Source organism: Deinococcus metalli, assembly GCF_014201805.1.
Lineage (GTDB): Bacteria > Deinococcota > Deinococci > Deinococcales > Deinococcaceae > Deinococcus > Deinococcus metalli.
Window position 1 is genome coordinate 22,920 of sequence record NZ_JACHFK010000006.1, and the last position, 16,028, is coordinate 38,947.

Here is a 16,028-nt window from a genome sequence, read left to right on the forward strand (position 1 = left end):
TCAGGACTCCGGGAGGGCGCCGGGCCGGCCCCGCCCGAGCGGGCGCAGCGCGTCGGCGTCCAGCCGGCGGCTGACCGCGTGGCCCAGTTTGCGCGTCAGGGCGCTCAGCGAGGCGAGTTCGGCGGAGTCCAGCACGCCGAAGATGTCGTGGATGCCCTGCACGTGCTTGGGCAGCACCCGGGCGATCAGCGCCTGCCCCGCCGCGGTGAGGGTCACGCTGACCACCCGCCGGTCGGAGGGTACGCGCTCGCGCCTGACCAGACCGTCGCGTTCCAGGTTGTCGATCACCATGGTGAGGTTCCCGCTGGAGCGCAGGATCTTGTCGGCCAGATGTCGCTGGCTGAGCGGCCCGAGGTGGTACAGCGCCTCCAGCACCGCGAACTGGCTGGTGGTCAGGTTGTGGTCCATGAGGTGGCGGTTGGCAGCCACTTCGACCGCGTGCGCGGCCCGCCAGAGTTTCACGTAGGCGTCCAGCGCCCCACGCTCCGCTTCGGTTCCCGCGTAACGGTTCGCCATGCGTCTCATGGTGCGTCCCACCGCTGCCCCGGTCAAGCGCACTTGGTCAGTCGGAAAACGTTCATCCGCCAAAGCGTGTGCTGGACGCCTGTGGATGTCGAGCCGCGTTCCCGTCTGTGAACGCTCCGTCCGGGCCGGGCGCACGCACGGGGAAGGTGGGAACGTTACCAGGGGCCGGCCGGGATTTCACCCGAATCAGAACCGGGCCGCCGTGCGGGTCCCAGCGGGCATCACGGAGCACGGCCGCCGGAGCGTGCTGCCGGCGGCCGTGCTCTGCGGGTGAGAGTGGGTCAGACGCCGGCGGGGGCGGTCGCGGGGTTGGCCTGCGCGGCCAGGTATTCCTCGGTCGCCAGGCGGATGCACGCGGCCACCGCCTGCATCGCGGTGTGGACCTCGCTGAGCGGCGGGCGGGTGGGCGCCAGGCGGATATTGCGGTCGTGCGGGTCCTGTCCGCCGGGATACGTGGCGCCGGCCGGGGTGAGGCTCACGCCGGCGTCTTCCGCGAGGCGCACCACGCGGGCCGCGACGGGGTGCGTGGTGTCCAGCGAGGAGAAGTACCCGCCGCGCGGGTTCGTCCACGTGGCGTAGGTGCCGTCCGTGCCCAGTTCCGCGCGCAGCACCTCGTCCACCGCGCGGAACTTCGGTGCGATCAATGCGGCGTGGTCGCGCATCAGGCCGTCGATGCCGCCGGGGTAGGACTCCAGGAACTTGACGTGCCGGGCCTGCTCGACCTTGTTCGGCCCGATGCTCTGCGCGTTGAGGTACTTCGACAGCCACTTGATGTTGTCCTCGCTGCTCGCCACGAAGCCCAGGCCGGCGCCCGCGAAGGTGATCTTGCTGGTGCTCGCGAACACGAAGGCGCGGTCCGGGAAGCCGGCGTCGCGCGCGAGCGCCACGAAATTCACGGTCTCGTCGGCGCCCTCCAGGTGGTGCGCGCGGTACGCGTCGTCCGCCAGGATCGTGAAGTCCGGCGCCGCGGCCTGCACGCCGGCCAGCCGCGCGGCCTTCGCAGCGCTGATCGTCTCGCCACCCGGATTCGAGTACGTCGGCACGAACAGCACGCCCTTGACCGACGGATCGCTCTGCGCGAGGCGCTGTACGGCGTCCACGTCCGGGCCGTCCGGCTGCATGTCCACCGTGAGCAGCTCGAAGCCCAGCGTCTGCAGCAGCAGGAAGTGCCGGTCGTAGCCGGGCGTGGTCACGATCATCTTGGGGCGCTGCTGCACCCACGGGCCGGCGCTGTGGCGTGTGCCGTGCAGCAGCGCGAAGGTCAGGACGAAGGCCTGGAGTTCCAGCGAGGCGTTGTTCCACACCACGACGTTCTCGGGCTTCACGTCCAGGTACGCCGCGAACAGCCGCCGCGCGCTGGGCAGGCCCGCCACGCCGCCCGGGTAGTTGCGCAGGTCCAGGCCGTCCATGGTGACATCGGCCTCGCCCAGCGCGCCCATCAGGCCGTTGCTGAGGTCGAAGTCCGCGTCGGACGGCTGGCCGCGCTGCATATTCAGTTTCAGGCCCTGCGCCCGCACGCCGTCGTAGGCCGCCTGCGCCCTGGCCAGGGCTTCCGCTCGCCGGTCACTCGTCATGGGTCCAGGGTAGCGCCCGCGCGCCCCACCCGGCCGGCGGTTGTTTGACGTTCTCTGGGCCGGCGCGGGCACGGTGCTAGACTCCCCCCGCTGACCGCCCTGCGGCCAGCCTTTGGCCCCGCCCTTTTCCGGCCCACTTTTGTTCCCCGCCCAACAGGAGATCCCCAATGCAGTACGTCGTATCCCGGCCCCGTGTCGGCGTGTTCATCGACACGCAAAACCTCTACCACTCCGCCCGCGACCTGCTGGAACGCACCGTGAACTTCGAGTCGCTGCTGCGCTGCGCGACCCGCGACCGCGAACTCGTGCACGCCATCGCGTACACCGTCGAGCGCGAGGGCGAGGCGACCGCGCGGCCCTTCATCTATAAGCTCTCGACCCTGGGCTTCAAGGTGCGGCGCATGAACCTCACGCTGCACCACGTCACCGAGGGCGGCAAGCCCATCTACGAGGGCAACTGGGACATGGGGATCGTCGCGGACATGGTGCGCATGATGGACTCGATGGACGTGGTGGTGCTGGGCAGCGGCGACGGCGACTTCACGGACATCGTGGAGGTATTGCAGGAGCGCGGCAAGCGCGTGGAGGTGATCTCGTTCCGCGAGCACACCGCGCAGAAACTCATCGACGCCGCCGACCGCTTCACCCACCTGCCGGACGTGGACGACGCCCTGATGCCCGCCCGCGTGAAGAACGGCGGCGCGGCGAAAGGCGCCGGCGATGAGCCCCAGCCCTGAGCCGGGCCGTCCGGCGGCAGGCGACCCCGACGCCGTCCTGGCGCGCCTGAACTTCGAGCTGCCCCCGGAGCGCATCGCGCAGAGTGGCGCGGAGCCGCGCGACACCTCGCGCCTGATGGTGGTGGGGGACACCGTCTCGGACCACGTCTTCCGCGACCTGCCGCAGCTGCTGCGGCCCGGCGACCTGCTGGTGTGGAACGAGAGCCGCGTGATCCCGGCGCGGATCATGGCGCGCAAGCCGCTGGACGCCCACGGGCACGGCGGCGGTCAGGTCGAGGTGCTGCTGCTGCGCGAGGAGGAGCGCCACGTGTGGAGCGCGTACCTGAAGCCCGCGAAGCGGGCCGGGAACGTCCTCTTCCTGGGCGAGCACCGCGCGGAGGTCGTCGGGCAGCAGGCCGACGGTGCCCGGCTGCTGCGCTTCGAGCACGACATCACGCCGCACCTGGACGACATCGGCCGCCTGCCCCTGCCGCCGTACATCGACGCCGGCGACTCGGACGACCGCTGGCGTGAGCGCTACCAGACGGTGTACGCGCGTGCGCCCGGCAGCGTGGCCGCGCCGACCGCCGGGCTGCACTTCACGCCGGAACTGCTGGCGGCCCTCGACCGGCGGGGCGTGGAGCGCGCTCAGGTCACGCTGCATGTCGGGGCCGGCACCTTCAAGCCCATCAGCGGGCCGGTCCGCGAGCACGTCATGCACGCCGAGCGCTACTCGGTCAGTGCTCAGGCGGCCGACGCCATCACCCGCGCGCGGGCCGAGGGCCGGCGCGTGGTGGCCGTCGGCACGACCACCGTCCGCACGCTGGAGAGCGCGTGGAATGGCGAGCGGGTGCAGCCCGGCGAGGGCGACACCCGCATCTTCATCACGCCGGGCACGCGAGTGAACGTGCCGGACCTGCTGATCACGAACCTGCACCTGCCGGGCAGCACGCTGCTGCTGCTGGTCGCGGCCTTCGCGGGCGAGGACCGCATCCGCGCGGCCTACGACCACGCCCTGGCGGACGGCTACCGCTTCTACTCGCTGGGCGACGCGATGCTGCTGGAGAACACAAGTCGCTGATCCTCAGCCGGTGGCGCCCTCCACCTCCCGCGTCAGCGTGAGGCGGGCGGGCTCGCGCACGAAGCCCATCGCCTCGTTGATGGCGAGCATGGGCGCGTTGCGGCTGTGGTTGCCGGTGAAGACCTTCGTGTAGCCGCGCGCGTGCCCGGCCCGCGCGGCCGCGAGTTTCAGCGCGTACGCCAGGCCGCGGCGCCGCCACGCGGGCAGGACGCCGGTCAGGCCGATCATCAGCGTGCCGGGCCGCGCGGGCATCGGCATGTGCAGTTCGCTCACGCCCACCCACCCGCCGTCCGGCGCGACCGCCACGAAGACGCCCTCGGGGTGTTTCAGGCCGCTCAGGAAGCGGCGCTGCCACGTCTCGAAGGGCCACACGCTGACCGGGGTGGCGCTCGGCACGTCGCGCAGCAGGGCCGCGACGAGGTCGTACAGGCGGCGCTGCATGGCTCCGTCCGTGTGGATGTCGCCCAGGTCCGGCAGCGTGCGCAGCGTGGCGCCCGACGCGGCCGCGCGCTCCTCGAACGCCCGGAAACGCCCGTCGTCCAGGGTGGTCAGGTCGAGCACGCTGGGCCACATGCGGTCGTGGACGGCGTAGCCGCGCGCTTCCAGCAGCGGCACCTCCCACCAGCCCTCGCGGGCGCCGGTGGTGAGCGTCCGCGCGCCGAAGGCCAGGGCGCGCGCCTCGGCTTGGTCCAGCAGCGCGCCCATCAGCGCGGTGTCCGGCGGATTCACGGTGGCCGTCACCTGGATCCAGCCGGGGTGGCCGTCCATGCGCGGCACCCCGGCCTCGGCCATGCCGACCAGCGTGCCGCCGCGCTGCGCGAGCACGTGCCAGTGGGGCTCGTCCGGCAGGCGGAAGGTCGCGTGGCGCTCCAGGTCCGCCGCCGCCAGCGGGTGATCGGGATGCGCGGCTGTCAGGAACGCCGCCAACGCCGGAAAGTCGTCCGGAGTGACGGGACGCAGCTGAACGTCGTCCGGGAGGGGCAGGAGCGTGGCGGGCGGGGACGTGGGCTCGGCCATACGGAAGTGCAGCACACCCGGCGGGGAAAGGCATCCGTCGTCCGGCTTACGGCGGTCCTGGCGGTCCATGCCTATACTTCACCGGATGTCACCTGACGCTGTCTTGACGGCGAACCCCCTCCTGAACCTGGGGTTCAAGATTCCCTTCGACCGCATCCTGCCGGAGCACGCGGAAGACGCCGTGGACACCCTGCTCGCCGCGACCCGCGAGAAGCTCGAACGGCTCGCCGCGGCGCCCGGGCGGAACTTCGAGGCCTTCATGGAGGACCTCGACACCCTCACGGAGCAGCTCGACACCGTGAACACCATCGTGTCGCACCTCGACGGCGTGGTCACCAGCGACGCGTGGCAGGCCGCCCGCAAGGCGATCATTCCCAAGGTCAGCGAGTTCCGCACCATGCTGGGCCTGCACCCCGGCCTGTGGGCCGCCCTGAAGGCCTATGCTGACACACCCCAGGCCGCCGCGCTCGACCCGGTGCGTGCCCGCCACCTGAAACTCACCATCGACGACTTCCGCCGCGGCGGCGCCGACCTGCCCGAGGCCGGCCGGACGCGCCTGACCGAACTGAACACCACGCTCGCCGAGATCACCAACGAATTCGGCAAGAACGTGCTGGACGCCACCGCCGCCTTTGAGCTGTACGTGCCGGAAGGTCGCCTTGCGGGCGTGCCCGTGCGCGTGCAGGACGCCACCCGCCGCGACGCGCAGGAGCACGGCCAGGAGGGCCACCGCCTGACCCTGCACTACCCCGTGTACGGCCCCATCCTGACGTATGCCGACGACCGCGACCTGCGCCGCGAGCTGTGGGAAGCGCAGCAGCGGGTGGGCCGCGAACCGGGCCGCGACAACCGCCCCCTGATCCGTCAGATCCTGAGCCTGCGGCGCGAGAAGGCCGAGCTGCTGGGCTTCCGCGACTTCGCGGACTACGTGCTGGAAGACCGCATGGCGGGCGGCGGCGCGGCCGCGCTGAAGTTCGAACGTGACCTCGAGGACCGCACCCGCGCCGCCTTTGACGCCGAGAACGCCGAGCTGGAAGCGTACTACCGCGCGCAGGCCGGCGACAGCGCTCCGGCGCTCGCCGCGTGGGACGTGGCGTACTGGGCCGAGAAGCAGCGGCAGTCGAAGTACGATTTCGACGAGGAGCAGCTGCGCCCGTACTTCCCGATGGACGGCGTGCTGGCGGGGCTGTTCGAGATCACGCGGCGGGTCTTCGGCGTGACCGTCACGCAGGCCCAGGCCCCCGGCTGGCACCCCGAGGTGCGTTACTACGACATCCACGACGACGCGGGCGTGCACATCGCGTCGTTCTACACCGACTGGTTCCCGCGCGACACCAAGCGCGGCGGCGCGTGGATGAATTCGTTCTTCACCGGCGGTCCCCGCGAGCACGGCGTGGAGCCGCACCTGGGCCTGATGTGCGGCAACATGACGCCCCCCAGCGGCGACACGCCCGCCCTGCTGTCCATCAGCGAGGTCGAGACGGTGTTCCACGAGTTCGGGCACCTGCTGCACCACGCGCTCTCGCGCGTCCCCGTGAAATCCCTGGCGGGTACCAACGTCGCGTGGGACTTCGTGGAACTGCCCAGCCAGATCATGGAGAACTGGGTGATGGAGCGCGAGGCCCTCGACCTGTTCGCGCGGCACCACGTGACCGGCGCGGCGCTGCCCGCGGAACTGTATGACCGTATGGTGGCCGCCCGCAACTACCGCGCCGCAAACTTCAGCATGCGCCAGTACTCGCTGGGCCTGACGGACCTCACGCTGCACGTGGAGTACGATCCGGCCGGCGACGCCGACCCGGTCACGGTGGCGCGGGGCGTGATGGCGCGCTTCTACCCCTACGCGCTGCCCGAGGACTACGCCATGGTCGCGTCGTTCGGGCACCTGTTCAGCTCGCCGGTCGGCTACGGCGCGGGGTACTACTCGTACAAGTGGGCGGAGGTGCTGGACGCCGACGCGTTCACCCGCTTCGCGCGCGAGGGCATCTTCAACCGCGACACCGGCCGCGCCTTCGTGGACGCGGTGCTCGCGCGCGGCAACAGCGACGACCCGGCCGCGCTGTACCGCGAGTTCATGGGCCGCGACCCCGATCCGGACGCCCTGCTGCGCCGCAGCGGTATCCTGCCCACCGCCTGAGCCTTCACCCCTGGCCGGCGCCCCCGTCTTAAGACGGATGACAGGGCGCCGGCTTTATGCTGCGTTCACGATGCTCAAGGTTCTCCTGACGCTGCTGGCCCTCGTTCCCCTGTCGCTGGGCGCTGTGCAGGCCCAGAGTACGGCGGAGCGCCAGCTCCTCGACCGCCTGAACCAGGTGCGCGCCCAGGGCGTGACGTGCCCCGGCAGCGGCATCCGGCCCGCCGCCGGCGCGCTGACGGCCAGCGCCCAGCACGCCCAGGCGGCGCGGCTCCAGGCCGGATACATGGTGCAGACCGGGCGGGTGTCGCACACCGGTACCGGCGGCAGCACCCCCCGCGTGCGCGCGGCCAGCACCGGCGTGAACGCCGTGAGCGTCACCGAGATCATCTACATGAACGGCGGCGTGAACCCCGAGCAGGCCATGCAGTGGTGGCTGCACAGCCCCGTGCACTGCTACTGGATGACCGAGCGCCGCTACACCCGCGCCGGCGCCAGCGTCGTGCGCGGCGCGCGCGGCACCGCCTACGTGATCGTGCTCAGCAGCGACCAGAGGTAGGCGCAGAGAGCAGAGAGCGAACAGGCGTCTGCTCTCCGCTCTCTGCCTACCTGGCTGTCCAGCCCAGGTCGAGGTCGAGCACCGCGCCGGTCATGCCCCACGCGGCGCGGCTGACGACGTAACTCGCCAGCGCCGCCACGTCCTGCGGCTCGAGCAGGCGCTTGATGGCGGCACTCTCCAGCATGACGGTCTGCTCGACGTCGGCGGCGCTGATGCCGCGCGTGCGGGCCTGATCCGCAATCTGGTTCTCGACCAGCGGCGTGCGGACGTACGCGGGGCAGATCGCGTTCACGGTGAAGCCCTGCTCGCCGGCCTCCAGCGCGGCCGTGCGGGTCAGGCCGATCACGCCGTGCTTGGCGCTGATGTACGCCGCCTTGAAGGGGCTGGCGACCTGCGCGTGGATACTCGCCACGTTCACCACCCGGCCGTGCCCGCTGCGCCGCAGGTGCGGCCACGCGTACCGGGTGAGCAGGAACGGCGCGGTGAGCATCACGTGCAGCATGGCGTCCCAGGTGTCCTCCGGGAATTCCGCGATGGGCGCGATGTGCTGGAAGCCCGCGTTGTTCACCAGCACGTCCAGCCCGCCCACGGCGGCCACGGCCTGCGGCACGGCCCGCGCGCAGTCCTCACGGCGCGACAGGTCGGCGCCGATGAACACGAAGCCCTCGGCGTCGGCCACCTCCCGCGCGGCGGGCCGGTCGAGGTCGAGCACCGCGACCCGCAGGCCGTCGTCGCGCAGGCGCCGCGCGGTGGCGAGGCCGATGCCGCTGGTGCCGCCCGTCACCAGCGCCGCGCGGTCTTCCTGAAGTCCGGTCGTCATGCCGCGAGTGTAGGGCGGGGCCGTCACCCGGCCGTTACCCGCCCGCGCCGTCCGGGCCGCCCAGTGCCTGCCGCAGCGCGACGGTCTCGGGCAGGGGAGACAGGTCGAGCTCGCACAGGGCGCCCCGCAGCCCTGCGTACACCCGCCGCGCCGCCGCAGGGTGGCCGCGCGCGTGGTGGGCGCGCATGGCGGCCCGCGCCGCCGGCTCGTGCGCCGGGTCGAGGATCAGCGCCCGCTCGGCGGCCACGGCCGCCCCGTCCGGGTCGCCGGCTTCCAGCGCCACGCCCGCCTCGGTCGCCAGGGCGTCGGGCAGGGCCGCCGCGTAGCGCTCGGCCTCGCGCTGCACGTCCCGCAGGTCGCTGGGAGCCACGCGCGCGCCCAGTTGTGCCAGGGCCGGCAGGCGGCCGGGCGTGCCGGCAGGCATGGCCAGAATGTCCCACGCGGCCCACAGGTCCACGTACAGGTCCGGGCCGGGACGCAGGCGCAGCCACTCGCCACGCTCCACGAACACGCCGCTGGCCGCGCCGTCCTCCAGCACCTGCCCCAGCGCGTGCAGCGTCACGCGGAAGTTGCGCTCGCCCACGCCCGGCTCGGCGTCCGGGAACAGCGCCTCCTGCGCGGCCTCGCGGGGCAGGCCGGCGCGGTGCACCGCCAATAGGGCCAGCAGGTCGCGGGCCTTCGCGCGGCCCCACTCGCGCGGCTGGGACTCGTGCTCCCGCACGACCTGCACGCGTTCCAGCACGTGCACGTGCACCCCGAAGCCCGGCGTGTCCGCGCTGGCCGGCACGTCCGCGTACCCCAGCGCGGCGGCCACGCTGGCCAGCGCCGCCCGCTCGTGCGGCCGGGCCTCGGCCAGGGTGGCCAGCAGCCGCGCGCGGGCCGCGCGGGAGCGCAGCGGCGCGAACATCGCCCCGGTCGTCAGCAGGAAGGGGTAACGCGCGGCCCCCTGCACCGCCTCCGGCGCGCCGTGGCCGTGGGCGGCGAAGGTGGCGAGCGCGACCGCCGCCAGCCCGAAGGCGTCCCCGCAGGCGGTGAAGGCGTCCCGCGCGGCGTCCAGATCGTCGGCCGTTCCCGCCGCGTCGCCCGCCTGGATGCTCCCCAGCCCCGCCGCGAGGTGCACCAGGCCGCGCATGTACCCGTCCCCACCGGTGCGGGCGAGCGCGTCGTCGCGCAGGGTCCGCGCCCGCAGCGGGTCGCCCGCGCGGGCGGTCAGGAACGCGTGGCCCATCAGCGGCTCGACGCGCAGCCGCGGCACCACGCCCTGCGCCAGCTCCAGCGCGCGGTCGTAGGCGGCGCGCGCGGCCGGGTCGTCGCCCGCGCTCAGGTGGGCGTGCCCCAGGCGGGCCAGGGCCAGGGCGCGCACGAAGGGGCTGTCGAGCCGCTCGCCCTCCGCCAGGCCCTCGCCGGCCGCCCGGACGGCCGCCGGCGCGTCTCCACAGATGGCGTGCAGGAAACTGGCGAGCAGCAGGCCCTCGCGGTGGTTCTGCGCGGCCCGCGCGCCGCCCGTCTCGCCCCGCGCGGCGTCCTGCGCCAGGGCCAGAGCGCGGTTCAGGTCGCCCGTGCGCAGCGCGTGGCGTGCGCCCCCGGCCAGCGCGGGCTCCAGCGCGACCGCCGGGCCGGGCTGCCCGGCGTTCAGCAGGTTCTCGGCGCGCAGCCGGCGCAGGCCCACCAGCGCGGCGCCGTCGCCGCTGCCGGTCAGCAGGGCCTCGGCCACGTCCAGCGGTGCCCACGCCTCGTCCGGCTGCACGGTGTCGAGCGCCACCTGCACCTCGCCCAGCGCCCGGCGCAGCGGTGTGGCGCGCGCGTACGCGGCCAGCGCACCGTCGTAGCGCGACGACAGCCGCAGGGCGTCGCCGGCCAGGGCGTGCAGGTCCGGCGTCCACGCGTCGGGCGGCAGGCGGTGCAGGCTGCGCTCGACCAGCGTGACGCGTCCCTGCGACAGCCACGTGTCGCCGTGCGCGGCGAGCAGCTGGGCCGCGCGCCCGGCGTTCCCGGCCAGCAGGTGCGCAGCCATCGCCCGGCGGGGCCGCCCGGTGCGCTCGAAGTACGCGGCCCCGCGCGCCGCCACGCGTGTCGCCTCGCCCGCAGGCAGCGCGCTGCGCAGGTGGGCGCGCAGCAGCGGGTGCGCGCGGTACGCCCCGCCGCCGCCCTCGACCGGCCCGGTGCGCGTCAGGAAGGTGCCGCTCCGTGCCAGGGCCTCGAGCAGCGCGCCCGCGTGTGGTTCCTCCAGCACGTCTTCCAGCAGGTCCGCGGTGAGTTCCTCGAACACGCTGCCGCGCGTCAGGACGTTGCGCAGCGCCGGTTCCAGCGGACCCAGCACCTCCTGCGCGAGGTACGCGAACAGCGTGCCCAGCTGCGCCTCGCCGCCGTCCAGATCCGCCAGGGCGCGCAGCCCCACGCGGCCCTGCGCCACCGAATGCGCCAGGAACCGCGCCGCGATCGGCCAGCCCTCGGTCAGCGCGTGCGCCTGCCTGACCTCCGCGTTCCCCGGCGTGAGGCCCTGCGCGCGCAGCACCGCGCCCACCTCGTCCGGCGTGAAGCCCAGGTCCGCCGCCGACAGCCGCGTGACGACCCCCGCCGCCTCCAGCCGCGTCAGGTCCGGCAGCGGCAGCGGCACGCGCGAGAGCAGGGTCACGCGGCCCGCGCCGCAGTCGAGCACCTCGCGCAGCACGCCCTCCACCAGCGGCGTCAGGAGGTGCTGCGCCTCGTCCAGGACCAGCCGCGCCCGCGCGCCGTCCAGCACGTCCGCCACGCGCGCCGCGACCCGCCGCGGGCTCGCCCCGGCGTCCAGCAGCGCGCCGGGGGCCGCGCCGCCCGGCAGGCCCTCGACCGCCAGCGCCAGGCCCGCCGCGAGCACCTGCGGATCGGCGTCGTCGGCGTCCAGGGTGAGCCACGCCCGCGCGCTGTCCGTGTCAGGCCCGGTGGCGGCCAGGGCGGTGGTCTTGCCGTAGCCCGCGGGAGCGACCACGACCAGCACGGGCGACGCGCCCAGCAGCGCGCGCAGCCGTGGCCGCGCCACCGCGCCGGACGCGGCCGGCCAGCGCGCCCGCCGGGGCGACGTCAGGTCACGCCACGACACGCTCATGGAGCGCCCGGCCCGGCCGTGACGCCGGCCTGACCCGACCCGCCCGGTGGAGGAGGGGCGGAGGAGTCCGGACGCGACGTGCCCGACGTGGCGTCCACCCACGCGGGGAACGGAACAAACCGACGACCTGTCATGCGCAGCGAATGCTATCAGGGAGCGTGGCCCGCGAAGCTGGACGTCTGCCGCGCTTTCATCTGTACCTGAGGGGGCCGCGCTCCACTGGGCGCATGACGGCCGTTCCCTCCCCGGCCCCACCGGCCACGCTGCCCGCCGCGCCGGTCGCTGGCGCCCCCGCGACCCGCGCGCCGCGCCTGCTGGCCCTGGACGCGTTCCGCGGCCTGACGGTGCTGCTGATGCTGCTGGTGAACAACGTGTCGCTCGGCGGGCGTACGCCGGCGCAGCTCATGCACGCGCCGTTCGGCGGCCTGACCCTGACGGACCTGGTGTTTCCGTGGTTCCTGTACTGCGCCGGCGCGGCCCTGCCGTTCTCGCTCGCGGCCATGACGCGCGCGGGCGTGACCGGCGCGGCGCGGGTGCGCCGGCTGGTGGAACGCGCCGCCCTGCTGTACCTGCTCGGGGCCTTCGAGACCAGCGTGACCACCCACACCTTCACGCTGGGCCTGGGCGTGCTGCAGCTGATCGCGCTGGCGACCCTGGTGGGCGCGCTGCTGGGCGGCCTGCGGGTGCGCTGGCAGGTGCTGATCGCGGCCGCGCTGCTGACCGGCTACGCGGCGTTCCTCACGCTGGGCGTGCACCCGGCCGGCGTGGGCATCGTGGACGAGACGCACAACCCCGTGCAGGCGCTGAACGACGTGCTGCTCAATCCCATCGGGCTGCGCGGGCTGGTGTCGGTGATTCCCACCACTGCGCTGGTGCTGCTCGGGGCCGCCGCCGCCACGCCGCTGCAACGCCGCGAGCCGCGCGCGTGGGCGAAGCTGCTGCTGCTGGGCCTGCTGCTGTCCGCGGTGGGCTTCGGCTGGGCCGCCAGCGGGCACCTGCCGCTGAGCAAGACGCTGTGGACGCCGCCGTACATCGTGTACTCGGCCGGGCTGGGCACCCTGGGCCTGCTGCTCGCGTGGCTCATTGGCGACGCCGGGCGGGTGCCGGGCGGCTCGGCGCTGCTCGCGCCCCTGACCATCCCCGGCCGCAACGCCCTGGCCGGCTACGTGCTGCCCATCGTGATCAAGGTGTGGATTCTGCAGGACTGGGTGGTCGGGTGGGCCGGCAAGGCCATGCCGATGGGCGCGGCCCTGCTCACCGTCGCCCGCGACCATCTGGGCGCCCTGGCCGGCGGCTGGACCTACACCCTGGGCTACGTGCTGGCCGTGTGGCTGGGCCTGGCGTGGATGGCCCGGCGCGGCCTGATCCTGAAACTCTGACGTTCCCCTTCTACCCTGACCCCGAGGTCGATATGCGAACCCTGACCCTGCTCCTGACCCTCACCCTGGCGCCCGGCACCCTGGCCGCCGCGGCGCCCGCTCCGGCCGACGTGCACCTGGGCGGCCCGGCCTTCTCGGCGCTCGCGGCCGATTCGTACCGCCGCGCGACCCTGGACGGCACCTTCAGCGCGTGGCTCAGCGCCGCGTACACCCGCACCGGCAAGCCCCTGGCCGGTGGCCAGACCCTCAGTGCCGCGCTGGACGCCCGGCGCGCCCAGGTGCAGGCTGCCAGCGGCGCCGAACGCGACAAGCTGGCGCTGGACACCGCCGCGTGGGCGCACGCCTTCGTGAAGGCGGCCGTGCCCCGCTTCAGCCTGGAACGCGGCTACGAGTTCGCCAGCATTCCCAAGTACGGCGAGCGCCAGTGCCTGCTGCAGAGCACCATCATCGCGGCGCTGCTCCAGCGCGCCGGGCTGAACGCGGGTCTGGTCATGGTGTGGAAGAGCCTCAGCGGCCAGGAGAGCAATCTGGGCCACGTCACCAGCGTGGTGCGCCTCAGCACCGGGGACGTGCAGGTGGACGCCAGCGAACCCACCCCGACCGCCAAGCACCAGGGCCTGCTCGCGTGGGTGGACGGCGGATGGCGCTTCGTGACGCCCACCTTCGACGGGGACGTCATGACCACGTATGTCCGCACCGACGGCAGGGGCAGCGTGCCCGCCGCGAAGCTCGGCTTCCTGAGCCTCGCCTACATCAGGAGCCAGTACGACTACTACCGCGCCGAGCGCACGGTGGGCGGCGTGCTCGGCACCGGCAGCGGCCGCTCCACCCCGGACGGCCTGAAGACCAGCGAGGCCCTGCTGCGCCAGTCGCTCCAGGAAGAGCCCGGCAATCCGCTCGCCGCGAGCGTCCTGGGCACCGTGCTGCGCAAACAGGGGCGAGACGACGACGCCCGCGCCCAGTACCGCAAAGCGGCGGCCCTCTACACTGCCGCTGGGCACATGCCCGCCGGCATGACCGCCAATCTGGCCTGGGCAAACGGCACCGGCCACCTGCACCTGCCCTCCGTCCTGGCGACCCTGTTCGCCCGCCGATGACCCCACCCCCCAATCCGGAGACTGTCCCTGTGAGACGCCCCGTTCTTCGAGTGCTCCTCGCCCTGCTCGCCCTGAGTTCCGTCGCCGCCTCCGCCCAGACGCCCGCCACGGCCCTGCCCGGTCAGGTGCAGCCCGTCGCGCCCGGCACCAGACCGGCGCCGACCCTGCCCACCCTGACCCTGACGCCGGCGATGCCGGGCGTCCACGTGATCAACGTGCTCGGCAACGGCTTCATCACGGTCGCGCACGCGATCCTGACCCTCACGCCCGAGCAGCACGCCCAGGCGCGCGAGATCGCCGGGACGGTCGTCGCCCGCGTGTACGCCGCGCGCCCCGATCTGGCCGAGGTGGACGTCAGCGTGTACGACGCGTCATCCTACGCGGGCTTCGGCGGGCCGCTGCCCCTGCTGACCGCCAGCGTGCCGCGCGCCCGCACGATGGACTTCGAGGCCTGGACGGCCGGCCGCGGCCCCTACGACCGCCAGTGGGTCAACCCTGGCCCGCAGGCCCTCCCCACGTACCGCGAGCCGGACAAGGTGCGCGAGACCGGCCCGACCCTCACCACCTCGCCCAGCATGCCGGCGCGGCCCGCGCAGCGCAGCCGCACGCAGCTGCGCGTGACCAGCGCGCAGATCACCGGCGGGGACGTGGGCGGCCTGCTCTACCGCGCGCGCCGGGGCACCGACGGCGTCGCGGCCCTGACCTTCGACGACGCGCCGCACCCCCTGTTCGAACCGCTGCTGCTTGACCTGCTGCGCCGCAGCGGCGCGCACGCGACCTTCTTCGTGATCGGCCGCAACGCCCAGGCGTACCCGTACTTCGTGCGCGACATGGCCGCGCAGGGCCACGAGGTCGCCAACCACACCTACCACCACGTGCGCCTGCCGCCCCTGTCGCTGCCCGACGCCACCGACGAACTGCGCTGGACCGACGACCTGCTGAGGTCCATCACGGGCAAGCCGGTGCGCTACTTCCGCCCGCCCGGCGGGGACTACACGCCCGGCACGCTGAACGCCGCGCGCAGCCTGGGCCTGACCACCGTGTTCTGGACGGACGACCCCGGCGACTTCCAGAACCCCGGCGACTCGACCCTGGAAGCCCGGTACCGCAGCAAGCTGCACGCGGGCGGCATCGTGCTGCTGCACGACAACGCGCCCGAGATGCTGGACGTGTTGCGCGACTTCCTGCGCTATGCCCGGCAGCGCGACGTGACGCTGACCACCGTGGGCGGCCTGCCGAAGTAAGACCGCACCGAACGTTCGGTGCTGTGCCCTGGACTTCCAGGGCCGGCCCTCACAGCGCCAGATACGCTCCGCGCACGGCGGGGTCGGCCAGCAGCGCTGCGCCGGTGCCCTCCTTCACGACCTGTCCGTTCTCCAGCACGTAGGCCCGGTGCGCCAGCCGCAGGCTCAGGCCCACGTTCTGCTCGACCAGCAGCACGCTCACGCCGTCGTCGTTCACGGCCTTCAGCGCGCCGAACACCGTCTGGGTCATCAGCGGCGACAGGCCCAGGCTGGGCTCGTCCACCACCAGCACGCTCGGCAAGCCCATCAGCGCGCGGCCCACCGCGACCATCTGCTGCTCGCCGCCCGACAGCGTGCCCGCCAGCTGCCCGGCGCGCTCGTGCAGGCGCGGGAACAGGGCGTACACGCGCTCCAGCGTGGTCGCCTGCGCGTCACGCGCCTCCGGGCGCATGGCCGCGCCCAGCTCCAGGTTCTCGCGCACCGTCATGTGGGCGAACAGCTCGCGGCCCTCCGGCACGTGGCCCAGGCCCAGGCGCACCACCGTGGACGGCGCCGCCCGCGTCACGTCCACGCCGCCCAGCGTGATGCGTCCCGCCGTCGGCTTCACCACGCCGCTCACCGCGCGCAGGGTGGTCGTCTTGCCGGCCCCGTTCGCGCCGATCATCGCCACGAACTCGCCCGGCCCCACCCGCACGGACACGTCCCACAGCACCTGCACCTTGCCGTACCCGGCCGCCAGGTGCTCGATCAGCAGTTCCTGTCCCTGGATGGGGTTCGCCTGTCGTTGTGTCATCGGA

General features: G+C 73.6%; 13 protein-coding genes. 7 read left to right on the top strand and 6 right to left on the bottom strand.

Annotation, left to right across the window (positions count from 1 at the left end):
- Both HNQ07_RS12450 and HNQ07_RS12455 read right to left on the bottom strand, forming a co-directional pair.
- The gene (locus tag HNQ07_RS12450; RefSeq protein ID WP_184112246.1) at positions 1 to 516 is read right to left on the bottom strand and encodes a MarR family winged helix-turn-helix transcriptional regulator; all 516 of its coding nucleotides are present in this window, start codon (positions 514 to 516) and stop codon (positions 1 to 3) included.
- A 290-nt stretch (positions 517 to 806) separates the two neighbouring features.
- A complete protein-coding gene (locus HNQ07_RS12455; RefSeq protein WP_184112248.1) occupies positions 807 to 2,099 on the bottom strand; it encodes an aspartate aminotransferase type Ic in 1,293 nt (430 codons plus the stop codon).
- A 167-nt stretch (positions 2,100 to 2,266) separates the two neighbouring features.
- Here HNQ07_RS12455 and HNQ07_RS12460 point away from each other — a divergent pair, with 167 nt between their 5' ends.
- Together HNQ07_RS12460 and queA are read left to right on the top strand one after the other, a co-directional pair.
- Positions 2,267 to 2,836, top strand: coding sequence for a LabA-like NYN domain-containing protein (locus tag HNQ07_RS12460; RefSeq protein WP_184112250.1), 570 nt, complete (start codon positions 2,267 to 2,269; stop codon positions 2,834 to 2,836).
- On the top strand, positions 2,820 to 3,896 hold the full coding sequence (gene queA / locus HNQ07_RS12465) for a tRNA preQ1(34) S-adenosylmethionine ribosyltransferase-isomerase QueA (protein ID WP_184112252.1): 1,077 nt from the start codon (positions 2,820 to 2,822) through the stop codon (positions 3,894 to 3,896). Before HNQ07_RS12460 ends, queA begins: the two co-directional genes overlap by 17 nt.
- Positions 3,897 to 3,899: 3 nt before the next feature.
- On the opposite strand, the gene HNQ07_RS12470 is transcribed toward queA, so the two are convergent.
- The gene (locus HNQ07_RS12470) at positions 3,900 to 4,913 is read right to left on the bottom strand and encodes a GNAT family N-acetyltransferase (RefSeq protein WP_184112254.1); all 1,014 of its coding nucleotides are present in this window, start codon (positions 4,911 to 4,913) and stop codon (positions 3,900 to 3,902) included.
- An 85-nt stretch (positions 4,914 to 4,998) separates the two neighbouring features.
- Here HNQ07_RS12470 and HNQ07_RS12475 point away from each other — a divergent pair, with 85 nt between their 5' ends.
- Together HNQ07_RS12475 and HNQ07_RS12480 are read left to right on the top strand one after the other, a co-directional pair.
- Positions 4,999 to 7,050, top strand: coding sequence for a M3 family metallopeptidase (locus HNQ07_RS12475; protein ID WP_184112256.1), 2,052 nt, complete (start codon positions 4,999 to 5,001; stop codon positions 7,048 to 7,050).
- Positions 7,051 to 7,120: 70 nt separating this feature from the next.
- On the top strand, positions 7,121 to 7,606 hold the full coding sequence (locus tag HNQ07_RS12480) for a CAP domain-containing protein (RefSeq protein ID WP_184112258.1): 486 nt from the start codon (positions 7,121 to 7,123) through the stop codon (positions 7,604 to 7,606).
- A 46-nt stretch (positions 7,607 to 7,652) separates the two neighbouring features.
- On the opposite strand, the gene HNQ07_RS12485 is transcribed toward HNQ07_RS12480, so the two are convergent.
- Together HNQ07_RS12485 and HNQ07_RS12490 are read right to left on the bottom strand one after the other, a co-directional pair.
- Positions 7,653 to 8,426 carry a 3-hydroxybutyrate dehydrogenase gene (locus HNQ07_RS12485; protein WP_184112261.1) on the bottom strand — a complete coding sequence of 258 codons (774 nt, stop codon included), beginning with the start codon at positions 8,424 to 8,426 and terminating at the stop codon, positions 7,653 to 7,655.
- A 34-nt stretch (positions 8,427 to 8,460) separates the two neighbouring features.
- A complete protein-coding gene (locus HNQ07_RS12490; protein WP_184112263.1) occupies positions 8,461 to 11,511 on the bottom strand; it encodes an AfsR/SARP family transcriptional regulator in 3,051 nt (1,016 codons plus the stop codon).
- A 227-nt stretch (positions 11,512 to 11,738) separates the two neighbouring features.
- On the opposite strand from HNQ07_RS12490, the gene HNQ07_RS12495 reads away from it, so the two are divergent.
- From HNQ07_RS12495 to HNQ07_RS12505, 3 genes are read left to right on the top strand one after another with little or no spacing between them, the layout of a single operon-like run.
- Positions 11,739 to 12,890: a heparan-alpha-glucosaminide N-acetyltransferase domain-containing protein gene (locus HNQ07_RS12495; RefSeq protein ID WP_184112265.1), complete on the top strand. Its 1,152-nt coding sequence runs from the start codon at positions 11,739 to 11,741 to the stop codon at positions 12,888 to 12,890.
- A 32-nt stretch (positions 12,891 to 12,922) separates the two neighbouring features.
- Positions 12,923 to 13,987: a hypothetical protein gene (locus HNQ07_RS12500; protein ID WP_184112267.1), complete on the top strand. Its 1,065-nt coding sequence runs from the start codon at positions 12,923 to 12,925 to the stop codon at positions 13,985 to 13,987.
- Positions 13,988 to 14,016: 29 nt separating this feature from the next.
- The gene (locus HNQ07_RS12505) at positions 14,017 to 15,231 is read left to right on the top strand and encodes a polysaccharide deacetylase family protein (RefSeq protein WP_229831996.1); all 1,215 of its coding nucleotides are present in this window, start codon (positions 14,017 to 14,019) and stop codon (positions 15,229 to 15,231) included.
- A gap of 49 nt (positions 15,232 to 15,280) precedes the next feature.
- Here the strand turns inward: HNQ07_RS12505 and HNQ07_RS12510 are convergent, their stop codons facing one another.
- Positions 15,281 to 16,024 (bottom strand): ABC transporter ATP-binding protein, encoded by a 744-nt coding sequence (locus HNQ07_RS12510; protein WP_184112271.1) that lies wholly within the window; start codon positions 16,022 to 16,024, stop codon positions 15,281 to 15,283.
- Positions 16,025 to 16,028 lie beyond the last annotated feature (4 nt).